The sequence below is a fragment of the Caballeronia sp. SEWSISQ10-4 2 genome, from assembly GCF_030464885.1.
In the GTDB taxonomy this organism is placed as follows: domain Bacteria; phylum Pseudomonadota; class Gammaproteobacteria; order Burkholderiales; family Burkholderiaceae; genus Caballeronia.
Genome location: NZ_JALPRJ010000031.1, coordinates 57,564 through 78,461, shown reverse-complemented (window position 1 = coordinate 78,461; position 20,898 = coordinate 57,564). Strand labels below are relative to the sequence as shown.

The following is a 20,898-nucleotide window of genomic DNA, read 5'->3' as shown; positions in this document are numbered from 1 at the left end:
GATGTGTTCCGTGACGGCCTCGCTTACGGAGGCGTCTCCCGGAACAGAAGAACATGCACGCCAGCGACGTGCTCTCGGGTTGCATCCCACGCACCTGGCCAGCGATCGAAGGCAAAAGCCAAATACGGTTCGGGCAATATCCATGTCAACCTATAAAGAGACGCCACGCGTTACCGCCGGCCTGTCCCACGCACAATCCCTCTCTCTCCCGCTCAGGTCGGCATTGCGCCGCTGGAACCTGCGGGTGCAGTGGACGATTGCCGCGCTTAGCGCTATCGGCGCCATCGCGGCGGCGCGCTGGTACGGCGGCTATGGCGCTGTGTTGGGATTGGCGCAGTTCCTGGTGATTTTCGGGCTGTTCGGGGCCGGCCTGATCCATGCGATCTCGACCTTGCGGGCCCAGTTGAATGCGCTGTGCGACGGCGATCTGGTGCGGGACGTGTCTTTGCCGGGGCGCGACGAACTGGCGGCGCTGGGCGAACAGGGTCGCCTGCTCGCCTACCAGTTGTCGCAGGTGGTGGCGCGCATCCGCAGCGAAGCCGAACTGATCGCCATGGGCGGGGCCCAGGCGACCCAACATGCCACCTTGCTGTCGCAGCGCACCGAATCGCAGGCTGCCAGCCTGGAGCAGACCCGTGCCGCGCTCGAAGCCTTGCTGGAAGCCGTGCGCTACAACACCGATCAGACGCAGCAAGCCGATGAGCGGTCCGCTCGTGCGCATGCCGATGCGGTCGCGGGGCAGGCGGCGGTGCGCGCTTCGGTCGAAAGCATCGAGCGCATCGAGCAGCGTTCGCACGAGATGGGAGAGATGCTCGGCGTGATCGACGGTATCGCCTTCCAGACCAATATCCTCGCGCTTAACGCCGCGGTGGAGGCCGCCCGGGCCGGCGATTCCGGCCGCGGTTTTGCCGTAGTCGCCGCCGAAGTGCGTGCATTGGCGCAGCGCAGCGCGCAAGCAGCAGCGGAAGTCAAGAAACTGATCCAGCATTCTCGCGACGAGGTGACTGATGGGGTGCAAGCCATCGAAGGCAGCCGGAACCTGTTGACGCGTGCGGTCGACGCGGTCAGCGAGGTGGCCGCTTTGCTGCGCGACGTCGCGCGGTCGAGCAGCGAGCAGACCACCGGGTTGCAGGAGATTGCCCAGGCGGTCGAAGTGCTGGATGACATCACCCAGCGCAATGGTCAGATGGTCGGCGGGTCGGTGGAAACGGCGAGTCAGCTGCAGGCTCGTGCCGATCGACTGAGCGATGGGGTTAAATATATCCGGCTGCGCCAGGGCTGTGCCGACGAGGCCCGGGCCATGGCCGAACGTGCGGCCCGGCGGGTCGACGCCGAGGGGCCGGAAAACGCTGTGCGCCGATTTCACGACCCGAAGGGCGGCTTTCGCGACCGCGACCTCTATATTGTGGTTGCGGACCGTGACGACTATTTCCGTGCCTTCGGCTCCGACCCGAGCAAGGTCGGCAAGTTGCGCAAAGACGCGCTGCCGGGCGACGACCAATCCGCGATCCGCGAAGCCAGTTGGCGCGCGGTCGACCAAGGCGGTGGCTGGATCGAATTCAACGGACGGCACCCCGTCACGAAGCAGCCGGTGGAAAAGATCGGCTACATTACGCCTGCTCTCGACGGCCGCTGGGCGGTCCAGTGCAGCGTCAACCGCGGCGACGGCCTGATGCCGTCCAAGAGCGCTTGAGCGCGCGTAGGCGCCTACCAATATTTCTCAGGCTATCTTGTAGATTCCGGCAGCCGTGTCGTGTAGCACTTGGCGCTTTTCCGACGAGCTGAAGTCCTCTATCACCTCAAGATACGCACCATAGAGATGTTGAAAGCTGCAAGCGAGCTTGCAGATCGGCATGTGGCTCGCGAACATACTGCGCGCAGGGCCAAAAATCTCGATGGCCTGAAGGATCCACGGGCGCACCTGGGCGACCGTCCAGTGGATACCGAAGATGCATTCCAGCCCGAAGATCTTGATCGCGACGTTGGGGCACTTGCCAACGGCTACGAGTGCGCGCTTCCACGTCGCCTGGCCGGCGCTCGTCAGGTCGATGGGCCAGCCCATCACGGGCAGGACAAACTGGATATCCGGATACGCAGCGGCCATCGATGCGAACTCGCGCAATTGGGGCGCGAATATCTCGATCTCGCAGAGCAAGCCGCGACCGCGAAGCAAGTCAATTCCTCGGCGCCACGCGAGATCGGACAGAAGATCGGGCCGTTGCGCGTAACGCAACAGCGGGTTCTCCGAATGCCAGCCCATATGCTGACGCACGCACCGGACGTGTTGGGTCGAAGCATAAGCATCCAGCGTGTGTTTCAAATCGGGACTGAGAAAGTCGACGAGAGCAATCATGCCGGTGGGGCGGGTGGCCGCGTGCATCAACTCATCCGCCCATCGCACTTCGTCGACGGGATTGTCTGAAATGAACTCCGCCCAGACCGTCCCTACGACGTTCAACCCCTGGGTGTCGTGCGCATAGTCTTCGGGAAGATACGTAGTGGGCAACGCGCTGTAATCGCCTACGAGATCCTCGAACCCTGCACTGCGCTGTGCGAATACAGGGTAGTGCAAACGTCGGGCGTCGTAGAAGTGCTGATGGCAATCAATGATGGGGAGTCCGTCGCTGTTCATGACTCGTGTTCCATAGCGAGAAGGGTTGCGCTTGCATCGCACTTGCTCCGGCACTTTCAGTCGTTCGACACCATTGCATGGATAGTCGACAATCAGCATCGGCGCTGACATTCGGGCTGTCAAGCCGAAATCAAGGAGCGAACGTCGCCCGCGATGGGTTCGAAGCAATGCGCAGCGGCTTCCAACCGCTGTTGGGCAGTCCGTCCGACGAGAGCTTGTAGCTTGTATAAGGCAGTGCTGGTTCGCTAAATCAAGGGCATCCCAAGATGACGAAGCTTTCGAGGGGTCTCATTGCAACGCTGTCAGTCGTGGTGGCAGTCAGCGCCGCCCTGTCCGTTTCCGCCTTCGCCCAGACCCAGGGCGCGAACCTCACACAACCATCCGCTGCACAATCCGCAAAAGAGGCAGGTGAATCCATGGTGAAAGTATTCGCGCCGGGCGGCACGCTGCGCGCCTCTATCAATCTCGGGAATCCGGTGCTGGCGAGTATCGATCCAGCAACCGGCAAGGCGGTCGGCGTATCGGTCGATCTCGCCACCGAACTCGCCAGCCGTCTCGGTGTGCCGCTGCAACTGATCGTGGTCAGGTCGGCGGGCGCATCCGTGGATAACCTCAACCAGGACAAGGCCGACATCGGCTTCTTCGCCGTCGATCCGAAGCGCGGACAAGAAATCAGTTTCACGAAACCGTATGTGTTGATTGAAGGCTTTTATCTGGTGCGCGACACGTCGCCGATTACCACCAACGATCAGGTCGATCAAGCGGGCGTGACTGTCGCCGTTGGCAAAGACAGCGCGTACGATTTGTTCCTCACGCGCGAATTGCATCGCGCGAAGATTGTGCGGATCCCGACGTCCCCCGCAGTGGTGCAAGGTTTCCTGGATCAGCATCTGGACGTGGCCGCGGGCGTCAAGCAACAGCTCGAAAGAGATGCCGCGAAGACAAGTGGATTGCGGCTGCTCGATCAACGTTTCATGGTAATCCGTCAGGCGATGGGGGTCCCAAAAGCAAAGGGCGATGAAGCGGCCGCGTATCTCTCGAAGTTTGTCGAGGACATGAAAGCGTCGGACTTTGTCGCGGCGTCACTGGCGCGCCATCAAATTGCGGGCGCGGACGTTGCAAAAGACAACGACTAGCCTACTAGAATGAAGTAATTCCCTACATAAATTTCAGCATTGACCGACAGTGTTTACGCTTACCAGAATTATTCGATTCACCTAACATTTGCCCCTCGCTTTACATACAAGCCAAATATAAATTCGGGGTAGGTTATGAAATGGACCGTAAGTAAAAAGCTTCTGTCAGTCGTTGTCCTGCTTGTCCTTAGCATGGTGAGCTTAAGCGTGTACTTTCTCGTACAGCTCGATCAATCGAATGAGCGATCGGCCGAGATGTATCAGCGCGACTTCCATGACGCGCTAGCTATTGGCGAGATCGACGGCTTGCTCACCCGATCCGATATCAATATCCTGCGCATGATCGCTATCGGCGACCCGGCATCAATCGCGACATGGAAGCGGGAAAATAACGAGCACTTTTCTGCTGTAGACAAAGCGCTGACCGCGCTTGCTGCGCACAGCGACGGCGGCATGCAAGCCGCCGCGATCACGAATTTGCAGAGCGCCTACCAGCGCATGCAGGCCGGCATGAAGCACCAGGTCGAGCGAATCGAAGCGGGCGATATCAAGGGCGGGGCGGAGGTCAACCGGCTTGAGGTGAAGGACAATGCCAATCAGGTATTCGGCATTCTGACCGACATGAAACAGTATGTGCAGTCCACTGCTCAGGCAACGGTAAATGACAACCTCGTTTCTGCTAGCCACGTTCGATATATATCCATTGCGATAGTAGCTTGCGTGTCTCTGCTGGCCATGATTCTTGGCATTCGCGTGGTGCGCGCGGTAACGTTTGCTCTGCAAACCGCACTTGAAGTCGCAACTCGTATAGCTGCCGGAAAACTCGGCAATGACATTGTCAACGTGTCTCGCGACGAATCCGGCCAGCTTCTCGAAGCACTGAAGAAAATGGATCAGCAGCTTAGCAATACGGTTCGCGGAATCAAGGTGTCCTCCGAGTCAGTCGCTGTGGCGTCACGCGAAATTGCAAGCGGCAATACCGACCTGTCTGCCCGCACGGAGGAACAGGCGGCGTCGCTTGAAGAAACCGCGGCCAGCATGACGCAGTTGACCGAGACGGTAAAGCAGACCGCCGACAATGCCCGTCAGGCGAACGCGCTCGCCACCCATGCCACCGACATGGCAGATACAGGTAATGACTCCGTTCAGGCCATGGTCGGGACGATCGGTCTGATCAGCAGTAGCTCAAGCAAGATTTCCGAAATCACCGGCGTCATTGAAGGCATCGCTTTCCAGACGAACATTCTCGCGCTGAACGCAGCTGTCGAAGCCGCACGCGCTGGCGAACAGGGGCGAGGTTTTGCTGTGGTCGCCAGTGAGGTTCGCAGCCTGGCGCAGCGTTCCGCCGCGGCTGCCAAGGAAATCAAGGAGCTGATCAGTTCGTCCGTGACAACGATTCAGGACGGCGCGAAGCAGGCAACCGAAGTCAGCGCCACGATGGGGCAGGTGAAGCAGGCGATCAAACAGGTCTCCGATATCGTCGGTGAGATCGCCGCAGCGTCCGAAGAGCAAAGCCGCGGCATCGAGCAGGTCAATCAGGCTGTCGGCCAGATGGACGAAGTGACGCAACAGAACGCTGCGCTCGTCGAGCAGGCCGCCGCTGCAGCACAGTCGCTTGAAGAGCAGGCAGCCAGGCTGAAGGACGCCGTTTCCGTGTTCAGGGTCGCCGAGACGGGGCAAATTACATCACACATTGCGACTCCGCAAAGCGGGCCTCGCCTGCCTGCGGCCAAGATTGCCACCACTCGTCGCGCGGAACCCGCGATGGCGAGGGTTACCCCGGCCGTCATTGCTAATAAACCTGCCGCCACTACAGCTAATAAGGCGGCAGCAGACTGGGAAGCCTTCTGATCACGAAATTCATCATGCCCAGTAACGTCAAAATGCAGATCTGCAATTCAGACATTGAGACCCTGCCGGATTCGTCGCTGCAATCTCTGGCAGTCCCGTCCAAAGAATCTAAAGAAACGAGCGACGGCACGTTACTCGATCTGCTCACGACCCTATCCACGAGAAACGGTATCGCCGTTGTTCAACACGGCGCGCGCCTTGCGGTCGTTGGCGAATTGCTGGTTGCAATGCTGGCGCACCTGCCTGTGGCGATGCGGGCAGATATTGTCGAGTCGTTCCGCGACAGGATCGAGGATTTGATGTCCCTCGGCGACGACAGGTGCTTGCCGGAGCAATACCACTCGGCGCTCTTGACTGAGGTTAACCGTTACCTGAACGCGCTTCGGTAACGTGACTGCGCACGCTTCAAGCCTGCTCTGACGGGAACCCTTAGCGCGGTGCTAGCGGCGATAAGCCGACGGGCAACGCGCCGCTCAAGTAACTCGCTCGCTGTGAGCGTCGCGTGCTTACAGTGCGCGGATAGCCGTCCTGCCTGTCATTCCACATGGGCCAGCGCTTCAACCATATAACGGTGCCGAAGGCTGCGTCCGAGCACCGGGTCATGTAATTCCAGTTCGTAGCCCGCACTCGCGCTCAAGTGTCCGAGCACGGCTTGGGTGCCGCAGAACATCGCCGAGCCGGGCAGCATGCCGCCTGCACCGAAACCGCGTTCAATCAGCTCTTCCGGATGCAGCAGGCGTGCGAGCGTGCCTTCCTGATACAACACGCGCTCAGCATCGCCGTCGATCCGCCAACTGCGCGCGATCAGCGAATCCCAGTGCGGGGCGATATCGGCGTAACGCCAGAGCGTGGCGCTCACCGGCTTGGCGCACATCTGCTTCGATACAGTGACGTCGTAGCTTTCAACCCGGCGATCCGTGTGATCGGACCCGATACCCACGAGCAAGCCATTGCTCGCGGTCTGGATCAGCACGACTTCCACTTCGCCGGATGAGTGCGTGCCGACGACCTCGATTCGCTCCGATGTCGTCAGCAAGTCTGCTGTGATTCTGTAGAACGTCGGCACCGACGCCGGCCTTTTGACGCCCAGCGCTTCCAGTTCGCGGATATGGTGCTCGACGTCGCGCGCATCGCGTCCCGCCCATCCGGCGATGACCAGGTGGCTCACGACCACCTCAATGTCTGCGCCGCCGTCGATCCTGCATTCAAGTGTCTTCATCAAAACCTTTCACCGGGTTGACTCGATGAACGACAGTCTTTAAGAAGCATGCGGCGATGTCCAACAAGTAAATGTTGGCCCTTGTCCTCACTTTTTCTTATCAACGATAAAATCATCCGGCGATAAACTCACGGGAATGCTTCCGTCGACGCACGCTGCTTCACCACTCAACGCATCAGCCGGGGTGTGCCATGAATGTCCGCTTTCTCGAAACGTTTGTATGGCTCGCCAAGCTACGCAACTTCCGGATGACGGCTGAACACCTGCACGCTACGCAAGCCGCCATCTCCAGCCGGATTTCCGCGCTTGAGCAGGAGTTCGGCGTGCGCCTCTTCGAGCGCGGCCCGCGCGATGTGACGCTTACGCAGGAAGGCACCAAGGCGCTTGCGTTCGCGGAGCAAATCCTGAAGCTGAACCGGGAGATGCTCGCGAGCGTCAGCGACCGCTCCAAGGTCGCGGGGCTGCTGCGCCTGGGCGTGATCGAGTCAGTCGTGCATACGTGGCTGCCGGAACTGCTCAAGCGCGTGCGGGAGGAATACCCGAACCTGACGATCGAACTCACGTCGGACACCACGGCAAATCTTTCCGGGCATCTCATCAACGGCAATGTCGATGTCGCCTTGCTGACCACGAACGTCACCGGCAGCGACGCCGTGAATGTTCCGCTTGGAACACTTCCCATGCGTTGGGTGGCGAGCCCTTCACTCAATCTCTCCGCTGAAGCGCTCTCGGAAGCTGAACTGGCCGCGTTTCCCATCGTCAGTTTCGCGCGGCACTCGGCGCCGCATGGTTTTCTCACCGAGTTGTTCGCGGCCAGCGGCGAGACGCACGTGCAGATCAACTGCGTGAGCTCGGTTGCCGCGATCATCCGTCTCGTTCTCGATGGATTCGGCATAGCAGTGCTGCCAGCCGCGTTCGTCATGCGTGAGCTGGAGTCGGGACGCCTGCAATTGCTGCAGGTGACACATCGCGTCCCGGCACTTGCACTCGTTGCATCGTTCAGGCGCAGCCCGAACAGCCTGCTGTGCGAATCCATCACGCACCTTGCATTGCAGGTCGTACGCGATTTCAGCTTGGCCAACGGTCCGGAGTTCGCGTTGTTTCCCAACACGGGCGATGCGCCGCTTTCGCCATGAAGCGTCGATTCCCTTTCAATTCAGAAGCCTTGTCAAAAAATGCCGATTGATCCTTCCCTCACGATTCAGCCGCTAAGCGCCGAGGCCTTCGGTGCGTACGGCTGGATGCTGGGCAAGCCGCTCAAAACCGGCGGCAGCGTTCCTTCGTACACCAGTCCATCATCGGATTTCTGGCGCGAGCATCTCTTCGATACCGGCGTGGCAGGCGAAACCGAAGTCTTGTGGGTGAAGTACAGGAACGCCGACGACACAGTCGCAAGCCTCGAAGCTCATTGGCTGACACAGCAGGCCATCGTGCCGCTGACGGGACCGGTGATCCAGATCGTTGCAACAAGCACGGATGGCGGGCTTCCGGATATGGAATCGTTGCGCGCGTTTTGGGTGCCAACGGGCGAGGGCGTCTGCATGCGGCCACATTGCTGGCACTCGACGCGAGTGGTTCAAGGCGAGGTGACTTGCCTGATGCTCACGCGGCGCTCGACTACCTACGACCTGGTGGTCCATCTGGAGACGGGAGCGCCGGCATGCGAGAGCGCAATCAGGTCCATTACCACGCATCGACTGGTGGATTTACCGGGTACGCAGGCGGACCGCTAGCGTCACCTGCACCCGCTCAGGCCCGCTTCAGCCGCTCCGGTTTAACCAACATCGCCGCGAGCCGCTCCTCATGCGTCTTACGCAGCACATCGACGAATTCCACGGTCAGACGCGCCCGTGGCTGATGCGGGGGGAAAAGCAAATAAGTCGGGAACAAGACCGCCGGCGTGAACGGCCGGATCGCGATGCCGGGACCGACGAAGTCCTGCGCGACAATCGGATGAGCCAGCGTCACGCCCATGCCGCAGCGAACCATCTCGCAGCAGATTGCCGAGTACTGCGCTTCGATCGCGAGCACCCGTTCGACTCCCTCGCGTTCGAATACCTCGTCCATCTGCACGCGTGTGCCGTCGCCGTGGCACAAGGATACGAATCGCTCGCCCTGTAGATCCTTGGGCTTGAGCGTTGCTTTCTTCGCCAGCCGATGCCCTTCCGGCAATACACACACCGCCGCCACCTTCGATAGCAACTCGATCTCGCAATTGGACGCTTCGCTGGTATAAACCGCGACACCAAGATCGCAGAACTGCGAACTCGTCCAGTGGTTGACGGTGCCTGAGGTGTTCACGTGCAGCGAGATGGTGACTTCCGGATGCAAGGCCTGGAAGCGCTGGATTGCATGTGGCACGAGCGTCAATCCCGCTGACGGCATTGCTGCAATGCGCAATCGCCCCGTCCCCAGATTCTTGATCTGAGCCGCGGCATTAGTTAGCCCCTGCAGGCCCACATACGCGCGTTCCACCTCGCGAAAAAACGCATTGCCCTCGCTGGTGGGAATCAGCCGCACGCCGCTGCGCTGGAACAGCAGCAGCCCGGTTTCGCGTTCCAGCTGCGTGATCAGGCGGCTGATATTGGGCTGCGACGTGAACAATTCCCTGGCCGCCGCGGTCATGGAACCCGCCAGCATCACTGCCCGGAACGCCTCTATGTGCTTAAGATTCATTGAACGAAACCCATATCACTCCTGTATGGATAGTTATTTTATTCTTATTGGACGATATGCCCTGCGACGAACAGAATAATCTCGCCTGACCACATTCCTCAAGCGTCCGACCCTGCACAGTCTGGAGAATCGCACATGAAACAACTGCAGCAAAGCCGTTGCTCGTCGTCTTCTCGTTCGTATCTGCGGCCGCTGCTTGCCGCGCTCGGCTGCGCCGGGGCGTTGTCGGGATCGCTGCTCGCGCACGCTGAAACCACGCTATATGTGGCGAACGTCGGCGGTTCGAACGAGACCATGTACCGGCAAAAGATCATCCCGCCGTTCGAGAAAGCGCACGACGTCAAGATAGTCTACGTGGCGGGTAATTCCAGCGATACGCTGGCAAAATTGCAGGCGCAAAAAGGACATCAGCAGATCAATGTCGCGGTGATGGACGACGGCCCGATGTATCAGGCGATGCAGATGGGTTTGTGCGCGAAGATCGATGACGCGCCGGTGATGAAGGACCTATATCCGCTTGCGCATCTTGGCCCGACCTCGGTTGGTGTCGGCATGGTCGCGACGGGGATTGGTTATAACGCCGATGCGTTCAAGAAGATGGGCCTGCCCGCGCCGGATTCATGGAACGTGCTGTACGACAAGCGCCTGAAAGGCAAGCTCGGCATGCCGCCAATCACGAACACTTACGGCCTGCATACGCTTGTCATGCTGGCGCGTTTGAATGGTGGCGGCGAGAAGAACATCGACCCGGGTTTCACCGCGATGACCACGCAGGTCGCACCGGACGTGTTGTCCTGGGCGCCGACGCCGGGCGAGATGGACGGCCTGATGCAGAGCGGCGACGTGATCCTCGCGCCATATGGAAGCGGTCGCGCCGTTGCACTGCAGAACACAGGTTTTCCGCTGAAATTCTTCTACCCGAAAGAGGGCGGAGTCGCGTTGCAAGTGGGAGCCTGCGTGGTCGCGGAGAATGCGCAGCCCGCGTTGTCGCAGCAGTTCATCCAGTATTTGTTGAGTCCGGAAGTGCAGATGATCCAGGCCCAGGCTATCGGCCTTGGCCCGGTCAACAAGACTGTGCAACTGACCCCGGAAGTGGCGGCGCGCGTGCCTTACGGTCCTGAGCAAATCTCGAAGCTCGTCGCCATGGACTGGGCGACGATCAACCAGCATCGGACCGAATGGACCGAGCGCTGGAATCGCAGCGTCGAGCGCTGAACCGGGACGGACCGACCGCACATGAGCTTCCTGACACTCAAAGGCATTTCGAAGCGCTACGGCGACTTCACCGCGATCGAACAGATCGACCTTGACGTCGAACGTGGTGAGTTCCTGTCGCTGCTCGGTCCATCCGGTTGCGGCAAGACCACGACCTTGCAGATGGTCGCGGGTTTTGTCACGCCGACCTCCGGCACCATCCTGCTCGATGGCCGCGATATCACATATGAACGGCCCGAGAAGCGCGGCATGGGCGTCGTGTTCCAGAGCTATGCGTTGTTTCCGCATATGACCGTGGATGGCAACGTCGGCTTCGGTCTTGAGATGCGCAACATGAAACGCGCGGCGCGCGCCGAACGTGTTGCCGAAGCGCTGGATCTCGTGCGTCTGAGCGGACTGGGCGGGCGTTATCCGAAAGAGTTATCGGGCGGCCAGCGGCAACGCGTTGCGATTGCCCGTGCACTCGCCATGCGTCCCGAACTGCTGCTGCTCGACGAACCGATGTCCAATCTCGACGCCAAGCTGCGCGAGGAAATGCACATCGAGCTAAGGGCGATTCAAAAGCGTCTCGGCATCACGACCATTCTTGTCACACACGATCAGGTCGAAGCCATGACGATGAGCGATCGCATCGCGGTGATGCATCGCGGCACGATCGCGCAATTGAGCACGCCGTTCGAAGCGTACGAGCGGCCGACGACGCCGTTTGCATCGGCATTTCTTGGCAAGACCAATCTGCTGCCCGGCGAGGTGTTGCGGCGCAATGGACGCTGCGCGGAAATCGATGTTGCCGGCACCACGCTGAAGGTGCCGCACGAAGGCCGCCATGTGCAGGGCCAGGTGAACGTCTACATCCGGCCGGAGAAGGTGCATCTCGCGACCGTCGACACAGCCGCTATTCGCACCACCGGCTGCATCACCACACGCGTGTTCACCGGCAACCAGTGGCTGCTTCTCATCGATACCGGCCTTGGACAACTCAGCGTAGCGCAGCCCAATAATGGCGCGCCGCCACCGGACGAAGGCGCGCAGGTCGGAGTGGCGTGGTCGGATGACGACTTGCGCGTGCTCCAGAAGGAGGGACTCGATGGCCACGCTTGACAACGATCGTGCGGGCGCTGCGCCGTGGCTCCTGTCCGCCCCTGCGTTGCTGTTGTTCTGCGGCCTGTTGCTGGTGCCGCTTGTATTGACGCTCATGCTGTCCTTCCACGTCTTCAGCAGCAGCCAGGGCACGCTCACCGCCTACACGCTGCGCAACTACATCGAAGTTATCACCGACCCCTACTACGGCTCGATCTTCGGTCGCACCGCCGGTCTCGCGTTTGCCGTGACCTTGCTCTGCATTCTGCTCGGTGTGCCGGAGACCATCGTTCTCGCCCGGATGAAACGTCCGTGGCAATCCATCTGCTTGCTCGTCGTGCTCGGTCCGTTGCTGATCTCGGTCGTCGTCCGTACGCTCGGCTGGCAGATCCTGCTCGGCAACAACGGCGTGCTGAATAACGCGTTGCAGGCGCTTCACATCACCTCTGAACCCATCCGCCTCGTCTTCACGATGACCGGCGTGGTGATCGCGCTGACGCACGTGCTGGTGCCCTTCATGGTGATGTCGGTTTGGGCGACGCTGCAGAAACTCGACCCGCAGGTGGAATGGGCCGGCCGCTCGCTCGGCGCTTCGCCGTTCCGGGTGTTCCGGCGTGTGGTGCTGCCGCAGATCCTGCCGGGTGTGCTATCGGGTTCGATCATTGTGTTCGCGCTGTCCGCATCGGCTTTCGCGACACCTGCGTTGATCGGCGGGCGACGTCTGAAAGTGGTTGCGACCGCCGCTTACGATGAGTTCCTCGGCACGCTGAACTGGCCGCTGGGCGCGACGATTGCGGTGCTGCTGCTCATCGCCAATGTGGTGATCGTGCTGGGCTGCAGCCGGCTGGCCGAGCGCCGTTTCAAGCACATCTTCGACTGAACCGGGGGACGTCATGAAACAAAACGGATTCCTCGGCCTGCTGTTCAATGCGCTCTTCCTGACCTTTATCGCCGCGCCGTTGGTCGTCGTCATCCTGGTCGCTTTCACCGACAAGGGATTCATCTCGCTGCCGTTCGACGGCGCGTCGCTGCGCTGGTTCAGGGCGATTCTGGACAACGATCAGATCGTCGGGGCGTTCTGGCTCTCGGTGCGCCTCGCGCTGGTGGCGGCCACGATCGGCGTCGCGCTGGCGTTACCGGCGGCGCTTGCCATCGCGCGTTATCGCTTCCCCGGCCGTGCCGCGCTCACCGGCTTTTTCCTCTCGCCGATGATGATTCCCGCCGTCGTGCTCGGCATTGCGTTCCTGCGGTTTCTTAGCTTGCTCGGGCTCGGCGGCTCGTTCTGGGCGCTCTGTGCGACGCATGTGATCATCGTGTTGCCGTATGCGTTGCGGCTTGCTTTGTCATCGGCAACAGGCCTTGATCGCGATGCGGAACGGGCGGCGCTGTCGTGCGGCGCCAGCCGCTTCACGGCCTTTCGCCGCGTAGTCCTGCCAATGATTCGCACGGGTGTTGCGGGCGGCTGGGTGCTGTCGTTCATCCAGAGTTTCGACGAGCTCACCATGACCGTTTTTGTCGCGACGCCCGGCACGACCACGCTGCCCGTCGCGATGTACAACCAGATCGCGCAGACGATCGATCCACTCGTCGCCTCCGTGTCGACCGTGTTGATCGTCGGCACGGTCGTCCTGATGCTGGTGCTCGACCGCATGGTGGGTCTGGACCGCGTCCTGATTGGAGAAACACGATGAGAGGTCATTCAGTCGACAGTCCCGACGTGCTGGTGGTCGGAGGCGGGCTGGTGGGAACCGCGGTGGCCTACGGGCTGGCGCGCGAGGGGGCGAAGGTAACAGTGCTGGACCAGGGCGACGGCGGCTTTCGCGCCTCACGCGGCAATTTCGGCTTGGTGTGGGTGCAGGGCAAGGGCTACGGTTTGTCGCCCTACGCACGCTGGTCGCGTAGCTCGGCGCGGCTGTGGCCGGGACTGGCGGCTGCGTTGCTGGAAGACACCGGTATCGATGTATCGCTTAAGCAGCCGGGCGGTTTCCACTTGTGTTTCTCCGAGGACGAGATGGCCGAGCGCGAGAAACGTCTGTCGACGCTGCAGGCGGAACTCGGTGGCGAGTACCCCTATCAGTTGCTCGACGCGCGGGAGTTGCGCGAACGTCTGCCGGCCGTGGGACCTGAAGTGATCGGCGCGAGTTATACGCCCATGGACGGCCACGTGAATCCGCTCAAGCTGCTGCGTGCGCTGCATGAGGCCATGCAGCGGCGCGGGGTGAAACTCGTCAACGGCGAAGAGATCGGTCGCATCGTTCCCGAGACGAACGGCTTCGCCGTGCACGGCAAGAACGCTGTGTGGCGCGCGCCGAAGGTGGTGCTGTCAGCGGGCCTCGGTAACCGCGCGCTCAGCGCCCAGGTGGGTCTGCATGCGCCGGTTGCGCCGAATCGCGGACAGGTGCTGGTCAGTGAACGGGTCGCACCGTTCCTGCATTACCCGACCATCAATGTGCGCCAGACCGACGAAGGCTCGGTGCAGTTCGGCGATTCAATGGAAGAGGCCGGCTACAACGACTTCACCACCACCGACGTGCTCTCGACCATCGCGCGACGCGGGGTCCGTAGCTTCCCCCTGTTGAAGAACGTGCGGCTGGTGCGCACGTGGGCCGCGCTGCGCGTCTATAGCCCCGACAGTTTTCCGATCTACGAACAGTCGCTGCAGTATCCGGGCTCATTCGTCGTGACCTGTCACAGCGGTGTGACGCTGGCGGCAGCACACGCCCTTCGCATCGCACCCTGGATAACAGGTGGTCCGATCCCCGATGAACTCGCCGCGTTCCGGGGCGCCCGTTTCCTCGCCGCCGATCACTTGGCCAGCCATGTTCATTAGCCGCTTCAACATCTCGCTTGCGTGCCACGCGGCGAGTCCTGAACGCCGATATACCGCTTTGTTTCGACCTGTCCGACTATGACTTCCAAACCGCTATTCAGAGTGCTCCAGCCGGCCGCCGGCAGCGATGCCGAGGCTGAAACCACCATCCAGATCTGGTTCAACGACGAGCCTTTCAGCGTACCGGCGGGACGTTCGGTTGCCGCCGCATTGCTGGCCGCCGGGGTCCAGCGTTTTCGCGCGACGCCGGTATCGGGCGCACCGCGCGCGCCGTATTGCATGATGGGCGCGTGCTTCGAATGCCTGGTCGAGATCGACGGCATGCCGAGCCGGCAGAGCTGCATGGTCACGGTGCAGGACGGCATGCGTATTCATTCGCAAGAGGGCGCACGCGATCTGCCGCCGCTGTCGGATCTGGACCCGTCGCAGGCATCCAGGGAGAATGCTCATGCCCGCTGAATTCGTCGATGTCGCCGTGATCGGCGCCGGACCTGCCGGGCTTGCGGCTGCAACTCAGGCTGTGAGGGCAGGGTTGTCGGTGGTACTGCTCGATGAACAGGAAGCGGTCGGTGGGCAGATTTATCGCGCGATCGAACGCAGCGATGCGCAGCGCCGCAGCGTCCTCGGTCCCGACTATGCCGCCGGTTCGGCGCTGGCCAGCGCATTCGCGCGCTCCGGCGCGCGTTATGTACCGAACGCATCTGTCTGGCAAGTCACGCGCGAGCGCTCGGTGCACTACCTGAAGGACGGCAAAGTAGGCAGCTTCGAGGCCAGGCGCGTGGTGCTCGCGACCGGCGCGCTCGAACGGCCCTTTCCGATTCCCGGCTGGACCTTGCCCGGCGTGATGACCGCCGGCGCCGCACAGATCCTGCTGAAAAGCGCGGGCGAAGTGCCCACCGAGCCGCCGATACTGGTCGGCTGCGGACCGCTGCTTTATCTGCTCGGATGGCAATATGTACGCGCTGGCGTACCGATCCGCGCGCTTGTCGATACGACTCGCCACGACGACCGCTGGCGCGCCAAGCGGCACATGCTGTCCGCGTTGCGCGCATGGCCCTACCTGAGCAAGGGCTTGCAGTTGATGCGGACCTTGCGCGAAGCGGGCGTGCCGATGCACGAAGCCGCCGACGATCTGCGCGTGGAGAGCGGTATCGACGAAGACGGAAGCGAGCGCGCACGTGCGCTGCATTTTTCGATGCGGGGCGTGTCGCATCGGATCGAAGCCAACGTCATCCTGCTGCACCAGGGTGTGGTGCCGAATACGCAGTTCACGCAGTCGTTGCGGGCATCGCATAAGTGGGATGAAGCGCAGTTGTGCTTCACGCCCGTCACCGATCAATGGGGCGAACTCGATGTCCCCGGCATCTTCGTTGCGGGCGACGGCGGTGGCATCGGCGGCGCGCAGGCTGCAGAAACGCAAGGCGAAGTAACAGCGCTGGCGATCGCCGCGCAGCTCGGCGCAATCGATACCGCCGCGCGCAATCGCAGCGCCGCGCCGCTGCTTCGCCGCTTGAACGACGTCATGCGCATTCGTCCTTTCCTCGACAGCCTCTATCGGCCGCGCAATGAAAATCGCGTGCCGAAGGACGAGGTGATTGTGTGCCGCTGCGAGGAAGTCACGGCCGGCGAACTCCGGCATTTCGTGAAGCTCGGCTGTCTCGGGCCGAACCAGGCGAAGTCCTTCGGCCGATGCGGCATGGGTCCATGTCAAGGCCGTTTGTGCGGATTGACCGTGACTGAAGTGATTGCCGATGCCCGTGATGTGGCTCCCGCTACGGTCGGCTACTACCGCATCCGGCCGCCGATCAAACCGCTTACGCTGGGAGAACTGGCCGGTGAATAAGCCCGTAGCCAACGAGTCCGACGTGCTGGTCATCGGCGGCGGGCTGCATGGATCGAGCAGCGCATTCCATCTCGCGCGCCGCGGCGTGAGCGTGACCGTGCTGGAAGCCGATTATGTCGGCCGCCATGCATCGGGCGTTAATGCCGGTGGCGTACGTACGCTCGGCCGGCCGTTGCCGGAAATTCCGCTGGCGTTGATGTCGCGGGAGATCTGGCACAACATCGTCGATACGATCGGCGACGATGCCGGTTTCGTGGCGTCGGGACAGTTGAAGATTGCCGAGACCGAAGCCGAACTCGATGAGTGTCGTGAACGCGTGGCGCTGCTCGAGGCACATGGTTTTACGCATGAGAAGATCATCGACCGTGAGACGTTGCTTGAGCTGGAACCGGCGATTACGCCGCATGTGACGGGCGGTATTTGGGTCGAGCGCGATGGCTATGCGCTGCCGTTTCGGACGACGACGGCTTTTCGCCTTGCAGCAGAGCGGCATGGCGCGGTGTTCCATGAAGGCACACCGGTGACACGCATCGAACAGAAGGGCGAGCGCTGGCTCGCGCACACGCCGGCGGGCGTATTCTCTGCCGCGAAGCTGGTTGTCACGGCCGGGGCATGGGCGGGCGAACTTACGCAGCAAGTCGGCGAGCCGGTGCCGGTTCATCCTGAAGGGCTGATGCTGATGGTCACGCATCGCGTTGCGCCGTTCTGCCGCGCGACGCTCGGCGCAACGGGGCGGCCGCTCTCGTTCAAGCAATTCGATAACGGCACGGTTGTTATCGGCGGCAAGCTGATCGGGATCGCGGATTTGCCGGGACGTCATGGCGAAGTCGATTTTGCACGGCTCGTGAAGAGCGCAAATACGGTTGTCGATCTGTTTCCGCATCTACGCAATATCGGGATCAATCGCGCATGGGCCGGCGTGGAAGCATTCACCGACGACTCACTTCCCGTGATTTCGCCGAGCCGGCGGGCGTCGAACCTGACCTATTCGTTCGGGTATTGCGGCAGCGGGTTTCAGCTTGGACCGGGATGCGGGAAGTTGGTATCGGAGCTGGTGCTGGACGGTGTGGCGTCGCTACCGCTCGATGCGTTTGCTATCGACCGGTTCAGTGCTGTTGCGGCGGCATAGAGGTAACAGCGTTTATGGACGGTTATTTTAAATTAACAAGGAATACGTATGAACGATATCGTCAGGTTTGAAACGAATCAACGGATGAGCCGTGTGGTGAAAGCCGCAGGACTGGTGTTTGTCGGCGGCCAGACGTCGAATGATCGAACGCTCGATGTGAAAGGGCAGACGCAGCAGGTACTTGCCAAGATCGACGGGTACCTTGCGCAGGCAGGTATCGATAAAACGCGGCTGCTGTCGGCCCAAGTATGGCTGGCTGATATTGGCCGCGACTTCGCGGGCATGAATGAAGTGTGGGACGCATGGGTCGCACCGGGAAACGCGCCTACGCGCGCGACGGTCGAGTCGAAGCTGGCCGCGCCGGATCTGCTGGTCGAGATCATGGTGACTGCGCTGGCTTGATTCGCAGCCAGCAAGACGACCCGTTCGCGCCTGACGCTAGCCGGTCTTCTCCACGTCACTTGGCTTCCAGTCTTTCTCGAAGAACGCCTTGGTTGGCCCATATATCCTCAGGATGATGAAATACCCTTTCCCAGGCAAGGTTCGAAACCAATTCTTACCCGCTCCGGGAGAGTCCGGGCCAAAGTAGATGTCGGTGGACCCGTCTGCATTTTCAACAGGGCGGTCCATCAAGTTGATTGAAGGAAAGGGCTGCCCGTTATCCAGACCCGATGCCGTCATGGAGTCGTACACGGTCACCGACCAGAAAAGTGCGGCAGGGATGCCCTTTGGCAGACGCAAGCGGTAGCTGTTCTGCCCCTTCAGGAAATCGCCATTTGCGTCGACGAACGTGGCCGGATATTTCGCGCCGACGTTTTCAATGCGCGCGGCCATGCCCGGACTTGCAGAATAAGCGTTGGTGAAGAATCCAGTGCGCGGGTCAATGTAATTGAAGGTGTCGGAAGTAAAGGAGCCGTTGCCCGGGAACACATTGAGCCAGCGCCGGTCGTCGTACCAATTTTGCATTGGGTACGATGGTCTGCGGCTCATAAGAGCCGGCGAGGCCAATCTTGCTGGCAGTCTTGGCGGCATCGTCGAGTAACGTGCGCGCATGGTCGTCGGGCTGAAACGGCTTGCCCTTGACAATGCCAATTGCTGCCAGCATGCCCCGCATCTCGATGTCTTGCGGATCCGCATATTCATGATCGATGAAACGCGAAAGCATGTCGAACGCGGTCCCGTCCTTCGGATAAAGCATGTTAACCGGAACGCCCGAAGCGTCAGGAAATTGCATCGGCCTGGCTGGATGACGCCTCTTTGCCCAACGGATAGATGCGCGTGCGCTCCATGACTTGGACCGGCGCTTGCAACTGTTTCGGATCTTTGAAAAAACCACGCCAGAAAACGAACACGTTGTAGGTTCGTGAGCGATAGGCCAGATAACCCGGCGGTATTTTTCCTGAGTAGTCCGGCGGGACAATCAGGTACTTGACTCCCTTGCCCTTGTCTGGACCGGACAGTCCAACATCACCGCACCATTGGCGGCCGTCAATCTTGCCGATCGAGCAGATTGGACGTTGAAAGAAGTCGTCGAGAATGCCCTGCATTCACGGCGGCGCTTCGATGACCATAGGGCCATCCTGCTTAAGGTCCAGGTATCCCATCGCATAGATGACGTCCGAGTTGGGCGTCGTGACCAGCGTTTTCGCGCTGAGACGTTCTTTCCAGATTGGCAGGACGTTGTAGCCCGCACCGAACTTCGATTCTGATCCTTCCTTCATGGCGTACATGTTGAGCGCCGGCAGCGCCCAAATATAGCTTTGGACACCGCGCTGGAATAGCAGTTCGTCCTGCAACGTCTTGACGCCGTCGTGAGTCGGATATCCGCCATCGAATGGCAGGTTGGCCAAACTTGCATAACGCGATGTCATGGTATTGGCAGCGGGCTGCGTAACTTGCGTAGAAACCTGCTGCTGCGGTGTATTCGAGCATCCCGCCAGCGCCGTGAAGAAGGTCGCTGCAAGCGTGCATGTCAGTGTTATTCGCATTGCGAACGATATCCTTGTTATCGATGAACTGGTCAGTGCATCAACCAATAAACGAAAAAGCCGCTTGGTGCGCGTGATACCTCAAAAAACCGCAACGCCGTTATCCCCTTGAGCCCTTGGTTTCGATTAACGAAACAATCCATTTGTATATCGACAACTGGCGAAATACTCAAGTTGAAGGAGTAGAAAGAAAGCGAGCGGCCTACTGTAGATCAAGGCGAAATCCGATATTGGTCGCATGAACGATTCATCGCTCCCGCACCTCGCCCGCAGCTCAATCTGTTCCGATAGGTCACATGTGAAATCGAAAAATATCGTAATAGCGTTAGCCCTGATGTCTGGCGTCGGGACGCCGCGACCGCCGGCGAAACGGTTCCGTGCAGGCCCGGATCTTTGATCTGTTTTTGTTTTTTTGATAAGTCTCGTCAATCTTTTAACGCGGCATTTACGGGTTCGTGCCTAAGATTGAAGACATAAAAATGTAATATCGGAGACAAGCCATGGACCTGCTTTTCATCGGCGGGATAGTTGCTTTCTGGGCGCTTTCGGTAGCAATGGCCATGGGTTGTGACAAGCTGCGCCGCAGATCGCGGGATCGCGGATCGCGCGGATTGTGACGTTCAGGAAGCAAGACGCGCTCGATATCCACGGCCCGCAACTGCGCGCCGTGTTACGAAGCCAGCAAGTCGTCGACAAGACGTCGCCCAGCGCTGTAGCCGCTCATGAGCGCGTCGCTTTGGCTGGTAAATCGCTCGCCTTGTGATTCGCCGAGGCGCAGTGGCGAAAAGACGCTGACGGAGCCGTCCGCCTTGCTGATTTTCACGATCGCCACGTATCCCGCGCTGACCGGCACACCGCGCGCGCCCTTCCAGCCGAAGTCGGTCTCAACGGCCACGGCAATCTCGAATCCGTGATACTGATAAATGCGATTCATGGGGCCTCCCGGTTCGCGTTTCGCTATGGCCGCCGTACGTCGTCAGGCATCCAAGATGCCAATATGTCGCAAGAACCGCTCCACGATTCCACCAGTGCTCTGCGGTTTCGTTGTTGGCTGTGCAGTTGTGTGATGCGCTACGTCAGCGAAGAAGACCAGCAGAATCCGGTTGTCTCGAACACACGGAACGATTGCCCGGTCGTTCCCCCTCTCCCTGCCTGCCTTATTGTTCGGGCCTTACGCAGACTAGCATCGATGCAACGCTGAATGGAATAACGGCCATATTGTAAGTCTTCTAAAACTCTGAGCGCGCATTCCATGCGAGCCAGCCCCGCCGTTGTGAACACGCGTGCAGGCGCGTTGTC

21 protein-coding genes and 1 pseudogene are annotated in these 20,898 nt (G+C 60.5%); 15 read left to right on the top strand and 7 right to left on the bottom strand.

The annotated features are described in order from the left end of the window. The first annotated feature begins 142 nt into the window (after positions 1 to 142). Entirely contained in the window at positions 143 to 1,693 is a 1,551-nt protein-coding gene (locus M0D69_RS21650) for a methyl-accepting chemotaxis protein (RefSeq protein WP_301783956.1), read from the top strand. Between the two features lie 27 nt (positions 1,694 to 1,720). Here M0D69_RS21650 and M0D69_RS21645 read toward each other — a convergent pair whose 3' ends face one another. Next, positions 1,721 to 2,632, bottom strand: coding sequence for an amidohydrolase (locus tag M0D69_RS21645; protein WP_301783955.1), 912 nt, complete (start codon positions 2,630 to 2,632; stop codon positions 1,721 to 1,723). Between the two features lie 416 nt (positions 2,633 to 3,048). On the opposite strand from M0D69_RS21645, the gene M0D69_RS21640 reads away from it, so the two are divergent. The 3 genes from M0D69_RS21640 (at position 3,049) to M0D69_RS21630 (ending at position 6,008) form a co-directional block, all read left to right on the top strand. Next, a complete protein-coding gene (locus tag M0D69_RS21640) occupies positions 3,049 to 3,768 on the top strand; it encodes an ABC transporter substrate-binding protein (RefSeq protein ID WP_301783974.1) in 720 nt (239 codons plus the stop codon). Positions 3,769 to 3,903: 135 nt separating this feature from the next. Then, on the top strand, positions 3,904 to 5,619 hold the full coding sequence (locus M0D69_RS21635; protein ID WP_301783954.1) for a methyl-accepting chemotaxis protein: 1,716 nt from the start codon (positions 3,904 to 3,906) through the stop codon (positions 5,617 to 5,619). A gap of 14 nt (positions 5,620 to 5,633) precedes the next feature. Then, a complete protein-coding gene (locus tag M0D69_RS21630) occupies positions 5,634 to 6,008 on the top strand; it encodes a hypothetical protein (protein ID WP_301783953.1) in 375 nt (124 codons plus the stop codon). A gap of 146 nt (positions 6,009 to 6,154) precedes the next feature. On the opposite strand, the gene M0D69_RS21625 is transcribed toward M0D69_RS21630, so the two are convergent. Beyond that, positions 6,155 to 6,838, bottom strand: coding sequence for a DUF2848 domain-containing protein (locus tag M0D69_RS21625; RefSeq protein WP_301783952.1), 684 nt, complete (start codon positions 6,836 to 6,838; stop codon positions 6,155 to 6,157). A gap of 191 nt (positions 6,839 to 7,029) precedes the next feature. Between M0D69_RS21625 and M0D69_RS21620 the strand changes: the two genes are divergently transcribed. Both M0D69_RS21620 and M0D69_RS21615 read left to right on the top strand, forming a co-directional pair. Beyond that, complete coding sequence (locus M0D69_RS21620; RefSeq protein WP_301783951.1) at positions 7,030 to 7,974, top strand: LysR family transcriptional regulator; 945 nt, start codon at positions 7,030 to 7,032, stop codon at positions 7,972 to 7,974. A 39-nt stretch (positions 7,975 to 8,013) separates the two neighbouring features. Further along, positions 8,014 to 8,571, top strand: coding sequence for an ureidoglycolate lyase (locus M0D69_RS21615; protein WP_301783950.1), 558 nt, complete (start codon positions 8,014 to 8,016; stop codon positions 8,569 to 8,571). 16 nt (positions 8,572 to 8,587) lie between these two features. Here M0D69_RS21615 and M0D69_RS21610 read toward each other — a convergent pair whose 3' ends face one another. Continuing rightward, positions 8,588 to 9,514, bottom strand: a complete 927-nt coding sequence (locus M0D69_RS21610) for a LysR substrate-binding domain-containing protein (protein ID WP_301783949.1) — start codon at positions 9,512 to 9,514, stop codon at positions 8,588 to 8,590. Positions 9,515 to 9,649: 135 nt separating this feature from the next. On the opposite strand from M0D69_RS21610, the gene M0D69_RS21605 reads away from it, so the two are divergent. The 9 genes from M0D69_RS21605 to M0D69_RS21565 all read left to right on the top strand — a co-directional run bounded on the left by M0D69_RS21605 (position 9,650) and on the right by M0D69_RS21565 (position 18,013). Next, the gene (locus M0D69_RS21605) at positions 9,650 to 10,729 is read left to right on the top strand and encodes an ABC transporter substrate-binding protein (protein ID WP_047848675.1); all 1,080 of its coding nucleotides are present in this window, start codon (positions 9,650 to 9,652) and stop codon (positions 10,727 to 10,729) included. 21 nt (positions 10,730 to 10,750) lie between these two features. Then, the gene (locus tag M0D69_RS21600; protein WP_301783948.1) at positions 10,751 to 11,830 is read left to right on the top strand and encodes an ABC transporter ATP-binding protein; all 1,080 of its coding nucleotides are present in this window, start codon (positions 10,751 to 10,753) and stop codon (positions 11,828 to 11,830) included. Then, entirely contained in the window at positions 11,817 to 12,689 is an 873-nt protein-coding gene (locus tag M0D69_RS21595) for an ABC transporter permease (RefSeq protein ID WP_301783947.1), read from the top strand. Before M0D69_RS21600 ends, M0D69_RS21595 begins: the two co-directional genes overlap by 14 nt. A gap of 13 nt (positions 12,690 to 12,702) precedes the next feature. Beyond that, the gene (locus tag M0D69_RS21590) at positions 12,703 to 13,500 is read left to right on the top strand and encodes an ABC transporter permease (RefSeq protein ID WP_301783946.1); all 798 of its coding nucleotides are present in this window, start codon (positions 12,703 to 12,705) and stop codon (positions 13,498 to 13,500) included. Further along, positions 13,497 to 14,639: an FAD-binding oxidoreductase gene (locus M0D69_RS21585; RefSeq protein WP_301783945.1), complete on the top strand. Its 1,143-nt coding sequence runs from the start codon at positions 13,497 to 13,499 to the stop codon at positions 14,637 to 14,639. Before M0D69_RS21590 ends, M0D69_RS21585 begins: the two co-directional genes overlap by 4 nt. Before the next feature lie 78 nt (positions 14,640 to 14,717). Further along, complete coding sequence (locus M0D69_RS21580; protein ID WP_301783944.1) at positions 14,718 to 15,098, top strand: (2Fe-2S)-binding protein; 381 nt, start codon at positions 14,718 to 14,720, stop codon at positions 15,096 to 15,098. Further along, positions 15,088 to 16,482, top strand: coding sequence for an NAD(P)/FAD-dependent oxidoreductase (locus M0D69_RS21575; protein ID WP_301783943.1), 1,395 nt, complete (start codon positions 15,088 to 15,090; stop codon positions 16,480 to 16,482). Before M0D69_RS21580 ends, M0D69_RS21575 begins: the two co-directional genes overlap by 11 nt. After that, a complete protein-coding gene (locus tag M0D69_RS21570; protein WP_301783942.1) occupies positions 16,475 to 17,611 on the top strand; it encodes an FAD-binding oxidoreductase in 1,137 nt (378 codons plus the stop codon). The genes M0D69_RS21575 and M0D69_RS21570 overlap by 8 nt, the downstream gene beginning before the upstream one ends. 48 nt (positions 17,612 to 17,659) lie before the next feature. Then, on the top strand, positions 17,660 to 18,013 hold the full coding sequence (locus M0D69_RS21565) for a RidA family protein (protein WP_047848667.1): 354 nt from the start codon (positions 17,660 to 17,662) through the stop codon (positions 18,011 to 18,013). Between the two features lie 36 nt (positions 18,014 to 18,049). On the opposite strand, the gene M0D69_RS21560 is transcribed toward M0D69_RS21565, so the two are convergent. From M0D69_RS21560 to M0D69_RS21545, 4 genes and pseudogenes are all read right to left on the bottom strand, one after another. Then, complete coding sequence (locus tag M0D69_RS21560; protein ID WP_301783941.1) at positions 18,050 to 18,577, bottom strand: DUF1214 domain-containing protein; 528 nt, start codon at positions 18,575 to 18,577, stop codon at positions 18,050 to 18,052. Continuing rightward, entirely contained in the window at positions 18,492 to 18,845 is a 354-nt protein-coding gene (locus M0D69_RS21555) for a hypothetical protein (RefSeq protein ID WP_301783940.1), read from the bottom strand. The genes M0D69_RS21560 and M0D69_RS21555 overlap by 86 nt, the downstream gene beginning before the upstream one ends. Next, positions 18,832 to 19,482, bottom strand: a pseudogene (locus M0D69_RS21550) (DUF1254 domain-containing protein). The gene M0D69_RS21555 and the pseudogene M0D69_RS21550 overlap by 14 nt, the downstream one beginning before the upstream one ends. Positions 19,483 to 20,269: 787 nt before the next feature. After that, a complete protein-coding gene (locus M0D69_RS21545) occupies positions 20,270 to 20,533 on the bottom strand; it encodes a hypothetical protein (RefSeq protein WP_301783939.1) in 264 nt (87 codons plus the stop codon). Positions 20,534 to 20,898 lie beyond the last annotated feature (365 nt).

Coding starts and splice junctions, on each gene's coding strand:
- M0D69_RS21560 (WP_301783941.1), bottom strand. CDS start 18,577: ATGCAAAATTGGTACGACGACCGGCGCTGGCTCAATGTGTTCCCGGGC.
- M0D69_RS21565 (WP_047848667.1), top strand. CDS start 17,660: ATGAACGATATCGTCAGGTTTGAAACGAATCAACGGATGAGCCGTGTG.
- M0D69_RS21585 (WP_301783945.1), top strand. CDS start 13,497: ATGAGAGGTCATTCAGTCGACAGTCCCGACGTGCTGGTGGTCGGAGGC.
- M0D69_RS21635 (WP_301783954.1), top strand. CDS start 3,904: ATGAAATGGACCGTAAGTAAAAAGCTTCTGTCAGTCGTTGTCCTGCTT.
- M0D69_RS21600 (WP_301783948.1), top strand. CDS start 10,751: ATGAGCTTCCTGACACTCAAAGGCATTTCGAAGCGCTACGGCGACTTC.
- M0D69_RS21625 (WP_301783952.1), bottom strand. CDS start 6,838: ATGAAGACACTTGAATGCAGGATCGACGGCGGCGCAGACATTGAGGTG.
- M0D69_RS21545 (WP_301783939.1), bottom strand. CDS start 20,533: ATGAATCGCATTTATCAGTATCACGGATTCGAGATTGCCGTGGCCGTT.
- M0D69_RS21615 (WP_301783950.1), top strand. CDS start 8,014: ATGCCGATTGATCCTTCCCTCACGATTCAGCCGCTAAGCGCCGAGGCC.
- M0D69_RS21575 (WP_301783943.1), top strand. CDS start 15,088: ATGCCCGCTGAATTCGTCGATGTCGCCGTGATCGGCGCCGGACCTGCC.
- M0D69_RS21645 (WP_301783955.1), bottom strand. CDS start 2,632: ATGAACAGCGACGGACTCCCCATCATTGATTGCCATCAGCACTTCTAC.
- M0D69_RS21605 (WP_047848675.1), top strand. CDS start 9,650: ATGAAACAACTGCAGCAAAGCCGTTGCTCGTCGTCTTCTCGTTCGTAT.
- M0D69_RS21640 (WP_301783974.1), top strand. CDS start 3,049: ATGGTGAAAGTATTCGCGCCGGGCGGCACGCTGCGCGCCTCTATCAAT.
- M0D69_RS21610 (WP_301783949.1), bottom strand. CDS start 9,514: ATGAATCTTAAGCACATAGAGGCGTTCCGGGCAGTGATGCTGGCGGGT.
- M0D69_RS21650 (WP_301783956.1), top strand. CDS start 143: ATGTCAACCTATAAAGAGACGCCACGCGTTACCGCCGGCCTGTCCCAC.
- M0D69_RS21590 (WP_301783946.1), top strand. CDS start 12,703: ATGAAACAAAACGGATTCCTCGGCCTGCTGTTCAATGCGCTCTTCCTG.
- M0D69_RS21630 (WP_301783953.1), top strand. CDS start 5,634: ATGCCCAGTAACGTCAAAATGCAGATCTGCAATTCAGACATTGAGACC.
- M0D69_RS21620 (WP_301783951.1), top strand. CDS start 7,030: ATGAATGTCCGCTTTCTCGAAACGTTTGTATGGCTCGCCAAGCTACGC.
- M0D69_RS21555 (WP_301783940.1), bottom strand. CDS start 18,845: ATGCAATTTCCTGACGCTTCGGGCGTTCCGGTTAACATGCTTTATCCG.
- M0D69_RS21580 (WP_301783944.1), top strand. CDS start 14,718: ATGACTTCCAAACCGCTATTCAGAGTGCTCCAGCCGGCCGCCGGCAGC.
- M0D69_RS21595 (WP_301783947.1), top strand. CDS start 11,817: ATGGCCACGCTTGACAACGATCGTGCGGGCGCTGCGCCGTGGCTCCTG.